Raw genomic sequence first — 12,924 nt, forward strand, 5'->3', positions numbered from 1 at the left:
TTTGGGTGTCTAGCAAAGTCTGGGAAGTCCAGTTTTTGTTTCACTGTTTTTTAGTACAATCAGGCAAAGTGTATTCTCGAGGGACAACAGGAATTGCCAGGTCGTAGTTTTGATAATATGGATGGTTATATGTTGCCATTAATATTCCTTATAGCTTTATTGGTTAATTTATTTTTTATTTTGAACTTCTGAGACCAAAACGAAGAAAAATCTAGCATAGAAATTAAAAAACATGCCTGAAAAAAGTGTTATCAAGTAGATTGCCGGTGCTCCTAAAACAATAAGAACACCCTTAGATTCAAATAAAAAAAACCTATCTTCAATCCCTTCTCTATTGATATAAACTCCCCCCATTTCAAAAAAAAGGTAATACAAAAAGAGGACCATAAGATGGAAAGAAAAAAAGTAGAATAAAAACTTAATTATATTTTTTAAGAATTCACCTTTGACCATTTCAGCTTTTATCACACCTATAAGTCTTGAAAAATCTCCGCCTACGAATCCAATAAAGAAAACTGGTAAAAATAGAAAAACCCAGATACTGTATATTCCTCCATGATAAGGCATTAAGTTACCCGAAGCTTTTACTTGTTCGATAAGGTGAGGGTTAAAAGAGGCATGCCAATCAATAATAGAGCGGTACCATTCCGGCGAACCGAGAATGCCACCAGACTCTAAGAATACGGAAAAATCAACCACCACATAAAATATTAAAAAATGTAGAAGCATAAATAAAAAAAATAGAAGAAAAAGAGAAAACCTCCAGGTTTTATTGGTTAATACTCTCTCACAATATGGCTGATTCAATTTATGTTTAACCCTTTCAAAATAACCCATACAAAAAATCACTATCCTATATAATTCACACGAGTAAAAATAAACTACCTTTCTCTAGCACCTTCATCGACATGCTGCATAATTGGTGATAGAAGAAATTCGATAATATAGCGTTGACCTGTTTTTATTTCTGCAGACACACTCATGCCAGCACTGAGCAGCACAGTACGCCCATCAATATTCAATGAATGATTATCCAATTTCACTTTAATCGGGAAAACAAGCCCAAGCTGCTCATGCTCAATGGCATCTGTTGAAACGTCTATCACAGTGCCAGTGATACGCCGTATCGTGTAAATGGAAAACTTTCCACTTTAACTTCAACACTCTGACACTGATAAGTGAATCCAATGTCTTTATTCAATAAACCCGCTTCAACAATTAGTTCATCGTCCTCTGGGATAACCCGCATCAACTCCTGAGCTGGGGTTACCACGCCACCCAAAGTCGTAACGCTTAAATTCTCAACTGTACCCGAAAATGGTGCAATTAATCGCATTTTCTGTTCCACAAAAAGACTTTGCAACTCTAACAAGTTGTATTTTTGAATACTTAACATCTGAAACTTTTGAATCCGAATACTCTCTTTGCAACTCACTTATATTAAAACTCTTATTATTAAACTTACTAATAAGAGCTAAGAAAATTAATTCAGATTCAAATTCTGAAGGTTTTTTATCTTCCATTTTATAGCAGGTTTTATAATTACATATAATACCCAGCAATAATACACAGAAAAAATAATATTGCCAACTTCAATGAAGTCCATGAAAAAACATGAAAATCCCATTTACAACAACAAAAAAGAAAAATAAGAAAGGAGAATAATGAAATTACATTAAAACGGCCTTGTTGATCAAATAGCTAACTACCAATCAATTTCTCAGTTTTAACTTTGTTGCTGATATTATTGCTATTCAAATTTAACTAGGGAACTAAATATAGGTTTTGAAAATGTAATCGAAAAGCTCTGTCGGGGAGCTACGAACGTTAGCGGACCAGCAGATTTAATCAGCTCTGGAATCCTAGAAAGCCATTTTAGTGAAGATGAGCAAAAGAACCTTATTAAAATTTTGCTGCCTAGTGAAACTTCAAATGGTCCTAGTATAAGTGATTCTTATGCTTTGTTAGTTGGTTTCGAATTTGATTCTTCAACTTTGGATAAACTCCAAAGTGTAGAAAAATTTCGACAATCACTTCATGATGAAATTAAAACTGTTGTTGCTAATAATCTCGGTAAGTTAAAAGAATACCTTTTAAAAATTAAATCTATGGACTCTGAAGTTAAGGTGTTTTTCATACCGTTTGAGAATATCTCCGAGTTCAAGAAGAGCGTCGATGAGGAACTGTATGTCTAGGTTTGGAGATGTGTTAGCAGAAAAAGTTCTCACAGATGAATATTTTAAAAAGATATTTATATCTGTAGTTAAAAAGTACACCAAACATATTGTTTTTAACAAAGTGGGACGAGGTCTTAAAGAAAAAGAAAAGTCGGATATTTATAGGTTTATTAACATTCTAATAAATTCCAACCGAAATACAGATAGAAGTATAGCCCATCATATTATAAGTATGATGGAACCGTTTCATAAAAATGAGGATTACTTCAAAGCGGTTTCATCTACAGTTTTCTATAAGATGGGGCTTTTTTCTCTAAATATAGAGCACTCATTTCTTAATAATGAAAGTTTAATTGCCCCCTGTGTCAGGATAGTTGTCGCCTCAGTTTTTCATAAAATAAAACAGGGAGCGGTAAGTTAGTTATGAGTGAAGCATTATCCAGAAGACCATAAGCAAGCAGTCATTAGAAAGCTGGTTGAAAGTGGCTTATCATTAGGTCAATTCGCAAAGCAAGAAAGTATCAACTTATCTACTTTGTATTCATGGCGAGATAAGTATTTAAAAGTAGGGTCTAGTTTGACAGAGAGTAATAGTTTAGATGGTTGGTCACCAGAGCAGAAGTTCTCAATTGTTTTAGAAACAGCAGCATTGAGCGAAATTGAGTTAAGTGAGTATTGCCGTGAAAAAGGGCTTTACCCTGAGCAAGTTAAAGAATGGAGGCAAAGCTGTATTGAAGGTAATCAGACGCAAGCCCAGCAGCGTAAGCAATTAACCCAAGAGCGAAAAGCTGATCGTAAGCGGATCAAAGAGCTAGAAAAAGAGCTTAAACGTAAAGATGCAGCCCTTGCTGAAACCGCGGCATTATTGGTGCTAAGAAAAAAGTTAAATACCTACTGGGGGGAAGACGAGGACAGTTAACCTCACACTCAGATAGACAGTATTACGCATCTTTGATTGATGATGCCGTGACCTCTGGCGCAAGAAAAGAGAGAGCCTGTGAAGAAATAGGTTTGTCTATACGGACGTTACAGCGTTGGCAAGAACAGGGTGAAATCATCCCTGATAAAAGGCCAACAGCGCAAAGACCAGAGCCGAAAAATAAGCTTACAGAGGAAGAGCAACAAGTAATATTAGATATCAGCAACCAAGAGGAATACGCCAATTTAGGGCCGAGCCAGATAGTGCCAATGCTGGCAGATAGCGGGCAGTATATCGCATCTGAATCAAGCTTTTATCGTGTGCTGAAAGCCAATGACCAATTGACTCATCGAGGTAAAGCAAAGCCTAATAATAGCCGAGTTAAGCCTAGGGGGTATACGGCGACAGGGCCAAACCAAGTTTGGACTTGGGATATCAGCTACTGCCCTTCAACAGTAATTGGTCGCTTCTTCTACCTCTACATGATAATCGACATCTTCAGCCGTAAAATTGTGGGTTGGGAAGTTCATGATAGTGAGTCAGGAGAATATGCTGCGGAATTACTTGAACGTACACTCTGGGCTGAGAAATGCGTTAAACAAAATGTTGTATTGCACTCAGATAACGGTAGTCCGATGAAGTGCCTGACGATGCAGGCCAAGATGCTTGAAATGGGGATAATAGGCTCTCGTAGCCGTCCAGGTGTCAGCAATGATAATCCATATTCGGAATCTCTGTTTCGCACGATTAAATATAGCCACCGCTGGCCAAGTGAAGGTTTTAAGCACCTTGAAGATGCAAGAAGCTGGGTGAAAGGCTTCACGAATTGGTACAACAACACACACAGGCATAGTCGTATCAAGTTCGTGACACCCGGGCAACGTCATAGTGGGGAAGATAGAGCGATATTGGCAAAGCGCCGTGAGTTATATAAAAAAGCGCAAGAAAAGAATGCTAACCGCTGGTCAAAGCACACCAGAAATTGGGATGAAATCAGTGATGTGGAGTTGAATCCAGAGAACAAAAGAGAAGCAGCTTAACAGCTCAGGCGACAACTACCTTGAAAAACACCGATACCTAGCCCATTCATTTTATTTATTGCCTTCACTTTAATCATCGTTTCAGTATGCTGACTATTGAATTGACGACTTTTCAGCTTATCACCCATTAATTGTTTAAAACGATACATCGCCGTCTCGGCAAGTGAACGAAGATGGTACCCTGAATTCATTTTCCACTGCGTTAACCCTATTTGGTGCATCATAAATATGGCATTGTTTCTGGGGTGTCCTTCTTCCCAGTATTGGGCATTCTCTCTTGGCGGTACCCGCATAATCGCACCTTTTGCTGCGACCTCCTCATAGCAACTGCGTGTGTCATATGCACCATCACCTGTGACTCTGTCACTATTCCTGCGCAGTGGCCTGATTAAATCGGCAAGGGCTTCACCATCTGACACATTTACCATCGACAGCTCAGCACCCACAATATCGTGACTTGTCGCATCAACGGCCAAGTGCAATTTTCGCCAAGTTCGGCGCTTAGTCGCACGATGTTTTCTTGTATGCCATTCACCATTTCCATACACTTTAAGGCCCGTGCTATCGACCACAATATCTATAAAGCCTTTGCCTGCGCTTTTTCTATATTGCACATCAAGTGTTTTACTGCGTTTGCATAAACAGCTATAACCCGGTGATTGCAGCGAGGTATCCATCGTAGTAAGTAAGGAATTTACAAACCCTTCTAAGGCCCTGAGTGGCAAATGGAATACGGCCCTTAAGGTTAAACACGTTTCAATTGCTAAATCAGAATAGTAATTTGAACGACCACGGCCACCGTGTTTTTCGGTATTTTGCCACTTAGAGATGGCACTCTCACTTAGCCAAATATTGATGTTACCGCGTTGAACTAAAGCACGATTGTACTGTGACCAATTCCTAATTTTCTTCTTCATTTCAAGGCATGGGTTAAGGCATTTTATGATCTGATCACACCAAACCAAAGAAGTTCAATTATTTAGGAAACAAGGCCCATTAAAACATAAAACAAATACCGAGAAATTAATAAAAATTAAAATTAATTCAACCATGAAAGCAGTAAAAAAACCAATGAAAATCACATTATATTTACTTTTTAAATAAAAAAACCTAACTTAATTAAGTTAGGGTAAATCATTCTAACTAGTCAATATTTTAATGTGATTCATTAAAACTTAGGGCCGCCACCGCCAAACATACCCGGTGGCATCATGCCTTTCATGCCGCGCATCATTTTCATCATGCTGCCTTTGCCCTTCATCTTTTTCATCATCTTCTGCATTTGCGTAAACTGTTTAAGTAACTTATTGATGTCTTGCACTTGAGTACCAGAAGCAGATTTTAGCTGACACCCATCCAAAATAGATTGCTTATGTTGGGTGTTTCGTCTCAAAGATCAAAAAAATTTTTGATTGGGTGTCACTTGTTACTCTGGCTGTTAAGCAAGTTGCTTGCGGCAAACACATAGTGAGGCTCTCTTATTGCGATCTCATCGCTGCCTACTTTTTCCATTCCCTTATGGGTTCGCAGGGGCACTATGCCTAAAAGGATTTAGGCAGTAGAGCGAAGCAGGATGCCAGAGCCGAAGCATTCATCGGTTAACCTCATTATGGCACTATTCAAGGCGACTGGTTTCATTATTGTGATCCTGTTAGTTTCAGGCTCAAGTCAGGTGTAAGCGACTTTGCTTATTGTATTAATGCACGCGTACTGAGCGTCTAATCAAGCCAAATGGCTTTGCTAGTTAGGCAGTTGATCCGGTTATAGCTTAATGGCTATTTACTCACCCAATTGATTGATGCTCAGCCTTTTATCCAGTTAGACGTTCAGCTCACTCAGTACCGTGACTAACGCTTTAAGAATCGGGTTTCATCGAATACAGTCTCTTTTTTAAGCATATAGTAAACACATCGAACAAGCTTATGCGTCAGCGCTGACAATGCTTTGGCTTTACTCATCCGTTTTTGTAATTTTTCAAGGTATTTGGTGGCGTTATGATTATGCCGTAGCAATAGTACGGCCGATTCACTTTTTCGGTGCCTTATGTATGCGTATGAGTTCAGCTTTTCTCTATTTTTGAGTTTACAGCTTTAAGCGATATTTCAGATTCGATGTTGCTTAGGGGATTGTGTTTTTTATTGTATGGTCATTAGGTAAAAAATTTATTTTAGATATAAAACATTGAATCTAAGTAAAAAAAATTCAATCATAGGGTCAAAAAATAATGGCCGACGTCAGACTGATGATTCGTTTGATAGCGCTCATATAAAACTTGGATTGCTTTGTTATATTATGAACATTAAATATATTTTTGTTAGCATTACATCAGTACTCGCTTTGTCGGTATGTTCTCACTTTTTTGCAATTGGTCACAACTTAGCTTGGGTTGGATTCACTGAACCGCAACAGTTCTTTTTATTATTGTTAAGGTTATTGTTCTTATCTCTCATTGTAGAGCGCATAGTTGAGTTATACGTGATTGCTTATCGGCAGCCAGGAAAAATTAAACTCGTAAATAGAATTGATAATGGAGACAAAGCTGATCGGGCTTCAGCGACAGAGTTACTCGCTAGCTATCGGGCAGAAACAACAAAACAAGCCGGTATTGTTGGGTTTTTAATAGGTTTAACGATGGGATTAGTTGGAATACGTATTTTTTCAGATGTGTTTTCTTTTTCTGGGATCCCTACTTTACAGCTCATTTTGTTCAATGCATTTGAATTGTTTACGATGGGGGCACTTATGGCCGGTGGGTCTAAAGGAATAAATAAAATAGTTAGTGGTATTGAAGCATTTGCCAGTATAGGCAAGCACAAGTCAGCGCAGTCTGATTGAATAATCGCCATTCTTATTTTTTAACAGTAAAATTTAAAAACACCCAACGTAAATTGATTGTGGCACGAGAACCTGCATTCATTTTTGATTGGGTGCGATTTATTACTTTTACTTTAATATTAAAAAAATTGTAGCTCTATGAAATATTTTAGAAAAATGATTGAGCATTATATTCCGGTCAACGATGATGAGTGGGCGGGTGCTTGCGGAATGTTTGATAAAAAGCATGTTAAAAAAGGAACGATGGTTCATCATGCAGGTGACGTGTTTAGTGAAATATGGTTTATTAAACGTGGGTTAGCCAGATCGTATCTAAGTGATATGAATGGCAAAGAACATACTTGGCAACTTTACTTTCGTGGAAAAAGCAAACATGGGTTAAACCATTTTATGGACGATAGCGTCAGTTTTTCTGAAAATACAGGCTCAATGCTTCACTTTGAAGTTCTTGAAGATTCGGTTTTTTATGTCGCGTCACTGGTAGATCTTAATAAGTTTATATCACAAGACAAAAAGTGGGAGCGTTTGGCGAGAATATGGATACATGACACGTATTATTGTGCAACATACAAACGTGTCCTTGCTCTTATGTCAGAGACCGCAGCCCAAAGGTATGATCGTTTACTTGACGAATACCCTTTTATATTTAATCAAGTTAAGTCCTATCATATCGCTTCTTACCTCGGTGTCGCTCCCCAGACATTGAGTAAATTAAAAAATGAATCTAGGTGAATGAGGTTTAGTATTTTGTTGCTTACCATGTGTTTTTTCAATGGAGAGTAACAATGAATGCCTGTAAAAAATTAAAAAACCAATATGAACAAAGTTCCCCGTTATACACTGGCAACGTCAGGAGTGTAAGTAGCGCCATAGCCCCTAGTGTTATACATATATGGGGAATATCATGATAGAACTTACACAAATAGGTGAGCAACTTATCTTTATTGGCATTGCCTTTTTCCTACTTGGTTTAATCCAAGGTGCTTTGATACCTGCGGTCAAAAATTCTAGGATGGCTCTGTCGGGCCATTTGACTGCTGTTCAGTGTGGAATGGCTCTGGCTATCTTTGGTGTTATCTGGTCTCTGGTTGTGTTGCCTTTATCTTTAGCCATGTTTGTGGCGTATGGTTGTGCATCGGGATTTATACTTATTTGGCTGGGAATAACGATTGCGTCTGTAACAGGTGCGAGTAAAGCCCTTTCAATCGCAGGTGCTGGTTTTTCAGCAACAGTGACTAGCGAATTTATGGTAACAATTATGGTACGCACTGGATCACTACTATCACTAATCGCGTGCATTATGTTAGTTTTTGGATTACTACCAATACTTGGGTAGTTGTTATAAATGTATAACAAAGCCATCAAGCGGGTTATGATTTACCCTATCTCGCTTTTAGCGCTTGGTGCAAGCGCGGGTTTAGTCCATAAGTGCTCTGGTTATCGGTTGGCGGCGGTGTTATTTCTCAGAGGTAGAATTATGTCTATTAATTTAATAACGGATAACTCTTGGAGTGATATTCTAAAAATTCAAGAAGAGGCTTATCTAGAAATTGAGCCAGAAGATGTCGATATTCTCAAAAGTAAATGGCTTTTATCACCTAACACTTGTGCAGTATATAAAGAAGGTGACACTATTTCAGCTTATTTATTAGCACACCCGTGGCCAAGTGAAATACCTCCCAAATTACATGAAATATCCCATGTAACTGCTAGTTTAAATTTGTACTTACACGATCTAGCTTTAGCGAAAGAATCAAGAGGCAAAGGGATTGCAAAAAAGTTAGTGACCAACCTAGTTGGTATAGCCAAAGCACAAGGGTTCAATAAAATACTATTGGTTGCAGTTCAAAATTCAAGTGGCTTTTGGGGGACGTTTGGTTTTAAAAATCAGCCTGATGCAGTAATTTGCCCAAGTTATGGTCATAATGCAAAACTAATGATATTGAAATTAAAGGCATAACTTACGATCAGAGGCCACTTATTATGTCGTTATCATATTTAACTTTTTAAATCTGACTGCGCGCTAGTAAAACTAGCGCGCAGTCAGAATATAATTAATAAGGCGTTTAAAGTTAGGTGTTATGAAAGACTTAAAAGCACCGAGTAATGTGATGATATTTCGAAGTGATAGGTAGATTGGCTAAGTAGACTTAATGCCTGAATTCAATATCGAAGTGATGAAGATAAAATACACCTCCCCCAAAAAAATGATTGTTTTTTATTCATTACCTGTCTGGACTTCTCATATTATGCTTCCATTAGAATATTCATCATTTTCTCATGGTGGTTTAAGAAATCTTTTGTAATTTTATAGTGCTCAGTATCTTCATAGGCAACTTCAGAAATACCAGAATCTGAGAACTGGTATATTTTCGCTCTAGGATAGGCCAATAGTATTGGAGAGTGGGTTGCTATAATAAATTGAGAGTTTTTTTCTACTAACTGATGGATCGCAGATATGGCTGCCATTTGGCGTGCCGGTGATAATGCGGCTTCAGGTTCATCCATAATGTATAGGCCATTGCCTCTTAATTTATTTGTGAGCGTTGCCATAAATGATTCACCGTGTGATTGCTCATGTAAAGACTGACCTCCGTATCCTTGCAAGTACCCCGTTTCGTCCATCATAGTAGCGACATTGTAAAAACTTTCTGCACGAAGGAAGTAGCCATCTTTAGGGTGTTTAAAGCTTTTAATAGACTTGATCTGCCCATGCAGTTCAGAATGAGTTTGGCTCGTAGAGAAGAGTGAGTTTTTTGTTCCCCCTTCAGGGTTGAAGCCTTGAGCTACGGCGATGGCCTCAATGAGTGTTGATTTGCCTGCACCATTTTCTCCAATGAAAAAAGTAACATCAGGGTGAAATTCTAGGCTTTCTAGCTCCTTTATGGCTGGAATACAAAAAGGGTAAATATCGAAGTTTTCAATTTTATCACGTTTGAGTTGAATCTCTCTGATATATGGTCTGTCTTCTAGGTTCATATGGTCCTTTAGAGTCTAGGTATTTGGTGGTTTTTGACGGTATCTTAGGTGAAATAGAATTAAAGTAATTTGCCATAAAAGATGCATACTTGTTGTTCTGAATTTCGGTTCTATAAATTTGGCGGCTAGGGTACGCTATGTCAGTGTTGTCGGCAACAAGATTAAATTTAGAGAGGTAGAGCAAATTACTTCGTCTTTTTCCGCTGTCGTTGCTACTATGAAAAGCCTATTGTCCACCTCATCACCTAAGAGATCTGCGATGAAGTTGACTAAATCGGCTTAATGTAAATAAAGTCACTAAACGTAAATATCTGTCGCAAAAATAGCTCCAATGTTGAAGTTGCTGAGCAGGTGGTAGCTAGACGCGATTATTCAGCATAAAAGCGCGCAGCATAAATACTAAATAGTTATATGAATAGGTTAATATGAAGTTGAGATTGCTACTCGTAGTTTTGATCCTAAGCCCGTTGGCTTTTTGGTTCGGATACAAACCTATCCGTATATTGGCTCCTGAGCTTAACGGCGTGGATTGTGTCAGTGCTACTATCTGTATTGATGCGTCTTCTAAACTTGATACTGCATTAGAACTTTATGCATCAGCGCATGCATTCACTGAAAAACAGGTGACCTCGTTTGAGAACAATCCTAGGGTCATTTTTTGTTCCACCCCTTCCTGTTTTAATTCATTTGGCTTTAATGAAATGAGAGCTGCAACGTTGAGCACGTTTGGGATTATTATTGGTCCTAGAGCTTGGGATTCTAGTTTTCTTTCTCACGAATTTATTCATCACTTACAGCATGAAAAGCTGGGTAACTTAGAGGTGTGGTTTGATACTCCTCAATGGTTCATGGAAGGGATGGCATATTCTCTCAGTGACGAACGTGAAGTATTAGATGAGCCATGGGAAAGCTATCGTGAGAAGTTTACGCATTGGAGCAAGGGATCTAATGCTCGTAATTTCTGGCAAAGGGCGCGTTCGTTATAGGTTTATACAACAAGACAACTTATTTATACGCGTAACATTTAGCTGGCACTCGCATCTCGCTACTTCACGTACCGGTTATGTAGCGTAGACACTCCCTTTATTACTCTCAGAGCATGAAGTGCAAACCCTAGTATAAAATAGTACCTATTTGTACAAACCAATGAAGCCGTGCAAAAAGCGTGTTTTGGTGATGCCCCATCAATCGCATATTAGGTTTTCCTTGGGTGTACAGCTAGAGTCAGTTGGTCGCACTAATAATATTAAATCAGGTTCAATCTTTTCAAATATATTTAGGTTTAGGCTTTTATGCCTTGTTATTCGACTATAGAGTTTCAACTTTCTTTGACGGATATATATTAAATTTTCTCAAGCCTCGCTATAAATCTGCAAACTTTATTGACCTTTTTACATGTTAAATTTAGTATAATGAATGCGCTTAATTCATAAATATAAATATAAAGAGACAGTAATGCAAAAGTTGATTGGGTTAATTACGTTACTCGGGTTTTCTTCCCTTGTAAATGCGAGTGATAACTTTGTTGTCAGCACAAAAATCTATAATAGTGAACACTTAGTGAGTTCACCGACATTAACAGTGAGCCCTAAAGAGGAAGCATTAATTTCAGTTGATAATTTATATAGCTTTGCACTCAAGTTAACTCCCGAGGGGGAATCAACTGTTAATCTCAGCACTAAATTGGAAGTAGGTGGTGAGAGTATATCTCCTTCTTTAGTTGTGGAATTAGACCAAGAAGCAAAAATCAGTGTTGGTAATACCGCGCTTTCAGTTATAGTCAAAAAATTATAATGGTAGTAAGTGCCCGTGTTAATTGGGCGCAAATTTATCACCAAAGCTTTAGAGGCTGTTGGGCTGTTGGGCTTTTGGGTGTGTTTTTGCAGCAGTTTGATTGGGGTTTATACAAGGCAGAGGCTACGTAACATGGTTATTCCATGTGAGTCAGCCGATAACATAGTAGAAAAGCCAATCAAGCGCTGCCTATCGGTTCTTTTGAGCGCCCTTTTCTTTTTGTTGCTTAATGTTTGCGCAGAACACTAGGCCACACATTAAGCGTCGCGATAAAAGCACGCTCAAAGAGAACGAAAATAGAACAGCAAAGATCAACCGCTCTTAGTATTTTCCCCAAGGTTTGGTGATGAATTTTACATGCCATAACTCTTTTTATTAGTCGATGGCTTTTTATATAGGTTATTTGGTTTTTGCTATTGGTTACCAGTAAGTTTGATTTCAGATAATAAGCGGCATTATGCCTTAGTAGCGAGAGAGGGTCGAGTACTCAATGTTAGAAACCGTAATTACGACTGAGCGACTTAAGTTGAAAGCTTTAGGTAAAAGTGATGCAACAGCATTGTTTGACATATTCTCTGATCCAGTCGTGATGAAGTATTGGAATACAGCACCATGGCATTCTGTCGAACAAGCTGAAAGTTGTATAACTCTCAGTGAGCAAGCAATGGAGAGTAACACAGGACTGACTCTAGGTATTTACCTAAAGGATACGGGTGAGTTGTTGGGTAAGGTCATGCTATTTAATTATGAAAAAGAGTCGAGGCGAGCAGAAATTGGCTTTGGCGTTAGTCGTCATGTTTGGGGTAAAGGTGTTGTGTTTGAGGCTGCGAGTGCGCTAATAGACTATGCATTTAATGCCTTATGTTTACGCCGTATTGAGGCTGAAATAGACCCTGAGAATACCGCTTCAGGTAAAGCGTTAGAGCGATTAGGGTTTGAAAAGGAGGGCCTATTGAAGCAGCGGTGGGAGATTAATGGAGTTGTCTCAGATTCAGCGATGTATGGCCTTTTGTGTAAATGTTAGGGGGCTTTATGAAACAGCTTAACTCATGTATTGAGCAAGGTTTTGTACTTTTTTAAAGATGAATAATAATGACTATTTTTAAGTTCTATATGTTTAAGTTCTATATTGTTGGTTGCTAATTGTTCAGTGGGATTAGATCTTAATTTTTCGAAAAAT

16 protein-coding genes and 1 pseudogene are annotated in these 12,924 nt (G+C 38.3%); 10 read left to right on the forward strand and 7 right to left on the reverse strand.

Annotated elements, in window-relative coordinates; genetic code table 11:
• Positions 1-168: 168 nt before the first annotated feature.
• The 3 genes from PCIT_RS21845 to PCIT_RS21855 are packed head-to-tail and all read right to left on the reverse strand — an operon-like array spanning position 169 to position 1,336.
• A complete protein-coding gene (locus tag PCIT_RS21845; RefSeq protein ID WP_010364235.1) occupies positions 169-837 on the reverse strand; it encodes a hypothetical protein in 669 nt (222 codons plus the stop codon).
• Between the two features lie 44 nt (positions 838-881).
• Entirely contained in the window at positions 882-1,106 is a 225-nt protein-coding gene (locus PCIT_RS21850; RefSeq protein WP_010364234.1) for a hypothetical protein, read from the reverse strand.
• Complete coding sequence (locus tag PCIT_RS21855; protein WP_021032370.1) at positions 1,103-1,336, reverse strand: HlyD family efflux transporter periplasmic adaptor subunit; 234 nt, start codon at positions 1,334-1,336, stop codon at positions 1,103-1,105. Before PCIT_RS21855 ends, PCIT_RS21850 begins: the two co-directional genes overlap by 4 nt.
• Before the next feature lie 442 nt (positions 1,337-1,778).
• Here PCIT_RS21855 and PCIT_RS23365 point away from each other — a divergent pair, with 442 nt between their 5' ends.
• From PCIT_RS23365 to PCIT_RS21870, 3 genes are all read left to right on the forward strand, one after another.
• Positions 1,779-2,195 (forward strand): Hachiman antiphage defense system protein HamA, encoded by a 417-nt coding sequence (locus tag PCIT_RS23365; protein WP_192992843.1) that lies wholly within the window; start codon positions 1,779-1,781, stop codon positions 2,193-2,195.
• Positions 2,188-2,598 (forward strand): hypothetical protein, encoded by a 411-nt coding sequence (locus tag PCIT_RS21865; RefSeq protein ID WP_010368079.1) that lies wholly within the window; start codon positions 2,188-2,190, stop codon positions 2,596-2,598. Before PCIT_RS23365 ends, PCIT_RS21865 begins: the two co-directional genes overlap by 8 nt.
• A gap of 6 nt (positions 2,599-2,604) precedes the next feature.
• Positions 2,605-4,136 (forward strand): IS3 family transposase gene (locus tag PCIT_RS21870; RefSeq protein WP_420492141.1). Its coding sequence is split into 2 segments (ribosomal slippage): positions 2,605-3,061 and positions 3,061-4,136, totalling 1,533 coding nucleotides; the frame shifts between segments, so codons are not numbered across the junction.
• Here the strand turns inward: PCIT_RS21870 and PCIT_RS21875 are convergent.
• The 3 genes and pseudogenes from PCIT_RS21875 to PCIT_RS23190 all read right to left on the reverse strand — a co-directional run.
• Positions 4,133-5,053 (reverse strand): IS5 family transposase, encoded by a 921-nt coding sequence (locus PCIT_RS21875; protein WP_192992837.1) that lies wholly within the window; start codon positions 5,051-5,053, stop codon positions 4,133-4,135. The two genes, PCIT_RS21870 and PCIT_RS21875, sit on opposite strands and share 4 nt — an antisense overlap.
• A 251-nt stretch (positions 5,054-5,304) precedes the next feature.
• A complete protein-coding gene (locus tag PCIT_RS21880) occupies positions 5,305-5,496 on the reverse strand; it encodes a signal recognition particle protein (protein ID WP_010367793.1) in 192 nt (63 codons plus the stop codon).
• 487 nt (positions 5,497-5,983) lie between these two features.
• Positions 5,984-6,166 (reverse strand): annotated as a pseudogene (locus PCIT_RS23190) (IS110 family transposase); the annotation flags it as partial.
• A gap of 262 nt (positions 6,167-6,428) precedes the next feature.
• Here PCIT_RS23190 and PCIT_RS21885 point away from each other — a divergent pair.
• The 4 genes from PCIT_RS21885 (at position 6,429) to PCIT_RS21900 (ending at position 8,931) form a co-directional block, all read left to right on the forward strand.
• Entirely contained in the window at positions 6,429-6,971 is a 543-nt protein-coding gene (locus PCIT_RS21885; RefSeq protein ID WP_157592778.1) for a hypothetical protein, read from the forward strand.
• Positions 6,972-7,109: 138 nt separating this feature from the next.
• On the forward strand, positions 7,110-7,703 hold the full coding sequence (locus PCIT_RS21890; protein WP_010367797.1) for a Crp/Fnr family transcriptional regulator: 594 nt from the start codon (positions 7,110-7,112) through the stop codon (positions 7,701-7,703).
• Positions 7,704-7,875: 172 nt separating this feature from the next.
• Complete coding sequence (locus PCIT_RS21895) at positions 7,876-8,307, forward strand: hypothetical protein (RefSeq protein ID WP_010367799.1); 432 nt, start codon at positions 7,876-7,878, stop codon at positions 8,305-8,307.
• A gap of 141 nt (positions 8,308-8,448) precedes the next feature.
• The gene (locus PCIT_RS21900) at positions 8,449-8,931 is read left to right on the forward strand and encodes a GNAT family N-acetyltransferase (RefSeq protein WP_040696642.1); all 483 of its coding nucleotides are present in this window, start codon (positions 8,449-8,451) and stop codon (positions 8,929-8,931) included.
• A 287-nt stretch (positions 8,932-9,218) separates the two neighbouring features.
• Here PCIT_RS21900 and PCIT_RS21905 read toward each other — a convergent pair whose 3' ends face one another.
• A complete protein-coding gene (locus PCIT_RS21905) occupies positions 9,219-9,950 on the reverse strand; it encodes an AAA family ATPase (protein ID WP_010367802.1) in 732 nt (243 codons plus the stop codon).
• Between the two features lie 425 nt (positions 9,951-10,375).
• Here PCIT_RS21905 and PCIT_RS21910 point away from each other — a divergent pair, with 425 nt between their 5' ends.
• The 3 genes from PCIT_RS21910 (at position 10,376) to PCIT_RS21920 (ending at position 12,768) form a co-directional block, all read left to right on the forward strand.
• On the forward strand, positions 10,376-10,936 hold the full coding sequence (locus PCIT_RS21910) for a hypothetical protein (RefSeq protein WP_010367804.1): 561 nt from the start codon (positions 10,376-10,378) through the stop codon (positions 10,934-10,936).
• A 469-nt stretch (positions 10,937-11,405) separates the two neighbouring features.
• Positions 11,406-11,744, forward strand: a complete 339-nt coding sequence (locus tag PCIT_RS21915) for a hypothetical protein (RefSeq protein ID WP_010367807.1) — start codon at positions 11,406-11,408, stop codon at positions 11,742-11,744.
• Between the two features lie 490 nt (positions 11,745-12,234).
• The gene (locus PCIT_RS21920) at positions 12,235-12,768 is read left to right on the forward strand and encodes a GNAT family N-acetyltransferase (protein WP_010367809.1); all 534 of its coding nucleotides are present in this window, start codon (positions 12,235-12,237) and stop codon (positions 12,766-12,768) included.
• Positions 12,769-12,924: the final 156 nt, after the last annotated feature.

The sequence above is a fragment of the Pseudoalteromonas citrea genome, from assembly GCF_000238375.3.
Lineage (GTDB): Bacteria > Pseudomonadota > Gammaproteobacteria > Enterobacterales > Alteromonadaceae > Pseudoalteromonas > Pseudoalteromonas citrea.

Bases quoted from the DNA above. Each gene is read 5' to 3' on its own strand.
- PCIT_RS21890 (WP_010367797.1), top strand. From the start codon at position 7,110: ATGAAATATTTTAGAAAAATGATTGAGCATTATATTCCGGTCAACGAT.
- PCIT_RS21915 (WP_010367807.1), top strand. From the start codon at position 11,406: ATGCAAAAGTTGATTGGGTTAATTACGTTACTCGGGTTTTCTTCCCTT.
- PCIT_RS21920 (WP_010367809.1), top strand. From the start codon at position 12,235: ATGTTAGAAACCGTAATTACGACTGAGCGACTTAAGTTGAAAGCTTTA.
- PCIT_RS21855 (WP_021032370.1), bottom strand. From the start codon at position 1,336: ATGCGATTAATTGCACCATTTTCGGGTACAGTTGAGAATTTAAGCGTT.
- PCIT_RS21865 (WP_010368079.1), top strand. From the start codon at position 2,188: ATGTCTAGGTTTGGAGATGTGTTAGCAGAAAAAGTTCTCACAGATGAA.
- PCIT_RS21885 (WP_157592778.1), top strand. From the start codon at position 6,429: ATGAACATTAAATATATTTTTGTTAGCATTACATCAGTACTCGCTTTG.
- PCIT_RS21900 (WP_040696642.1), top strand. From the start codon at position 8,449: ATGTCTATTAATTTAATAACGGATAACTCTTGGAGTGATATTCTAAAA.
- PCIT_RS21895 (WP_010367799.1), top strand. From the start codon at position 7,876: ATGATAGAACTTACACAAATAGGTGAGCAACTTATCTTTATTGGCATT.
- PCIT_RS21905 (WP_010367802.1), bottom strand. From the start codon at position 9,950: ATGAACCTAGAAGACAGACCATATATCAGAGAGATTCAACTCAAACGT.
- PCIT_RS21910 (WP_010367804.1), top strand. From the start codon at position 10,376: ATGAAGTTGAGATTGCTACTCGTAGTTTTGATCCTAAGCCCGTTGGCT.
- PCIT_RS21845 (WP_010364235.1), bottom strand. From the start codon at position 837: ATGGGTTATTTTGAAAGGGTTAAACATAAATTGAATCAGCCATATTGT.
- PCIT_RS21875 (WP_192992837.1), bottom strand. From the start codon at position 5,053: ATGAAGAAGAAAATTAGGAATTGGTCACAGTACAATCGTGCTTTAGTT.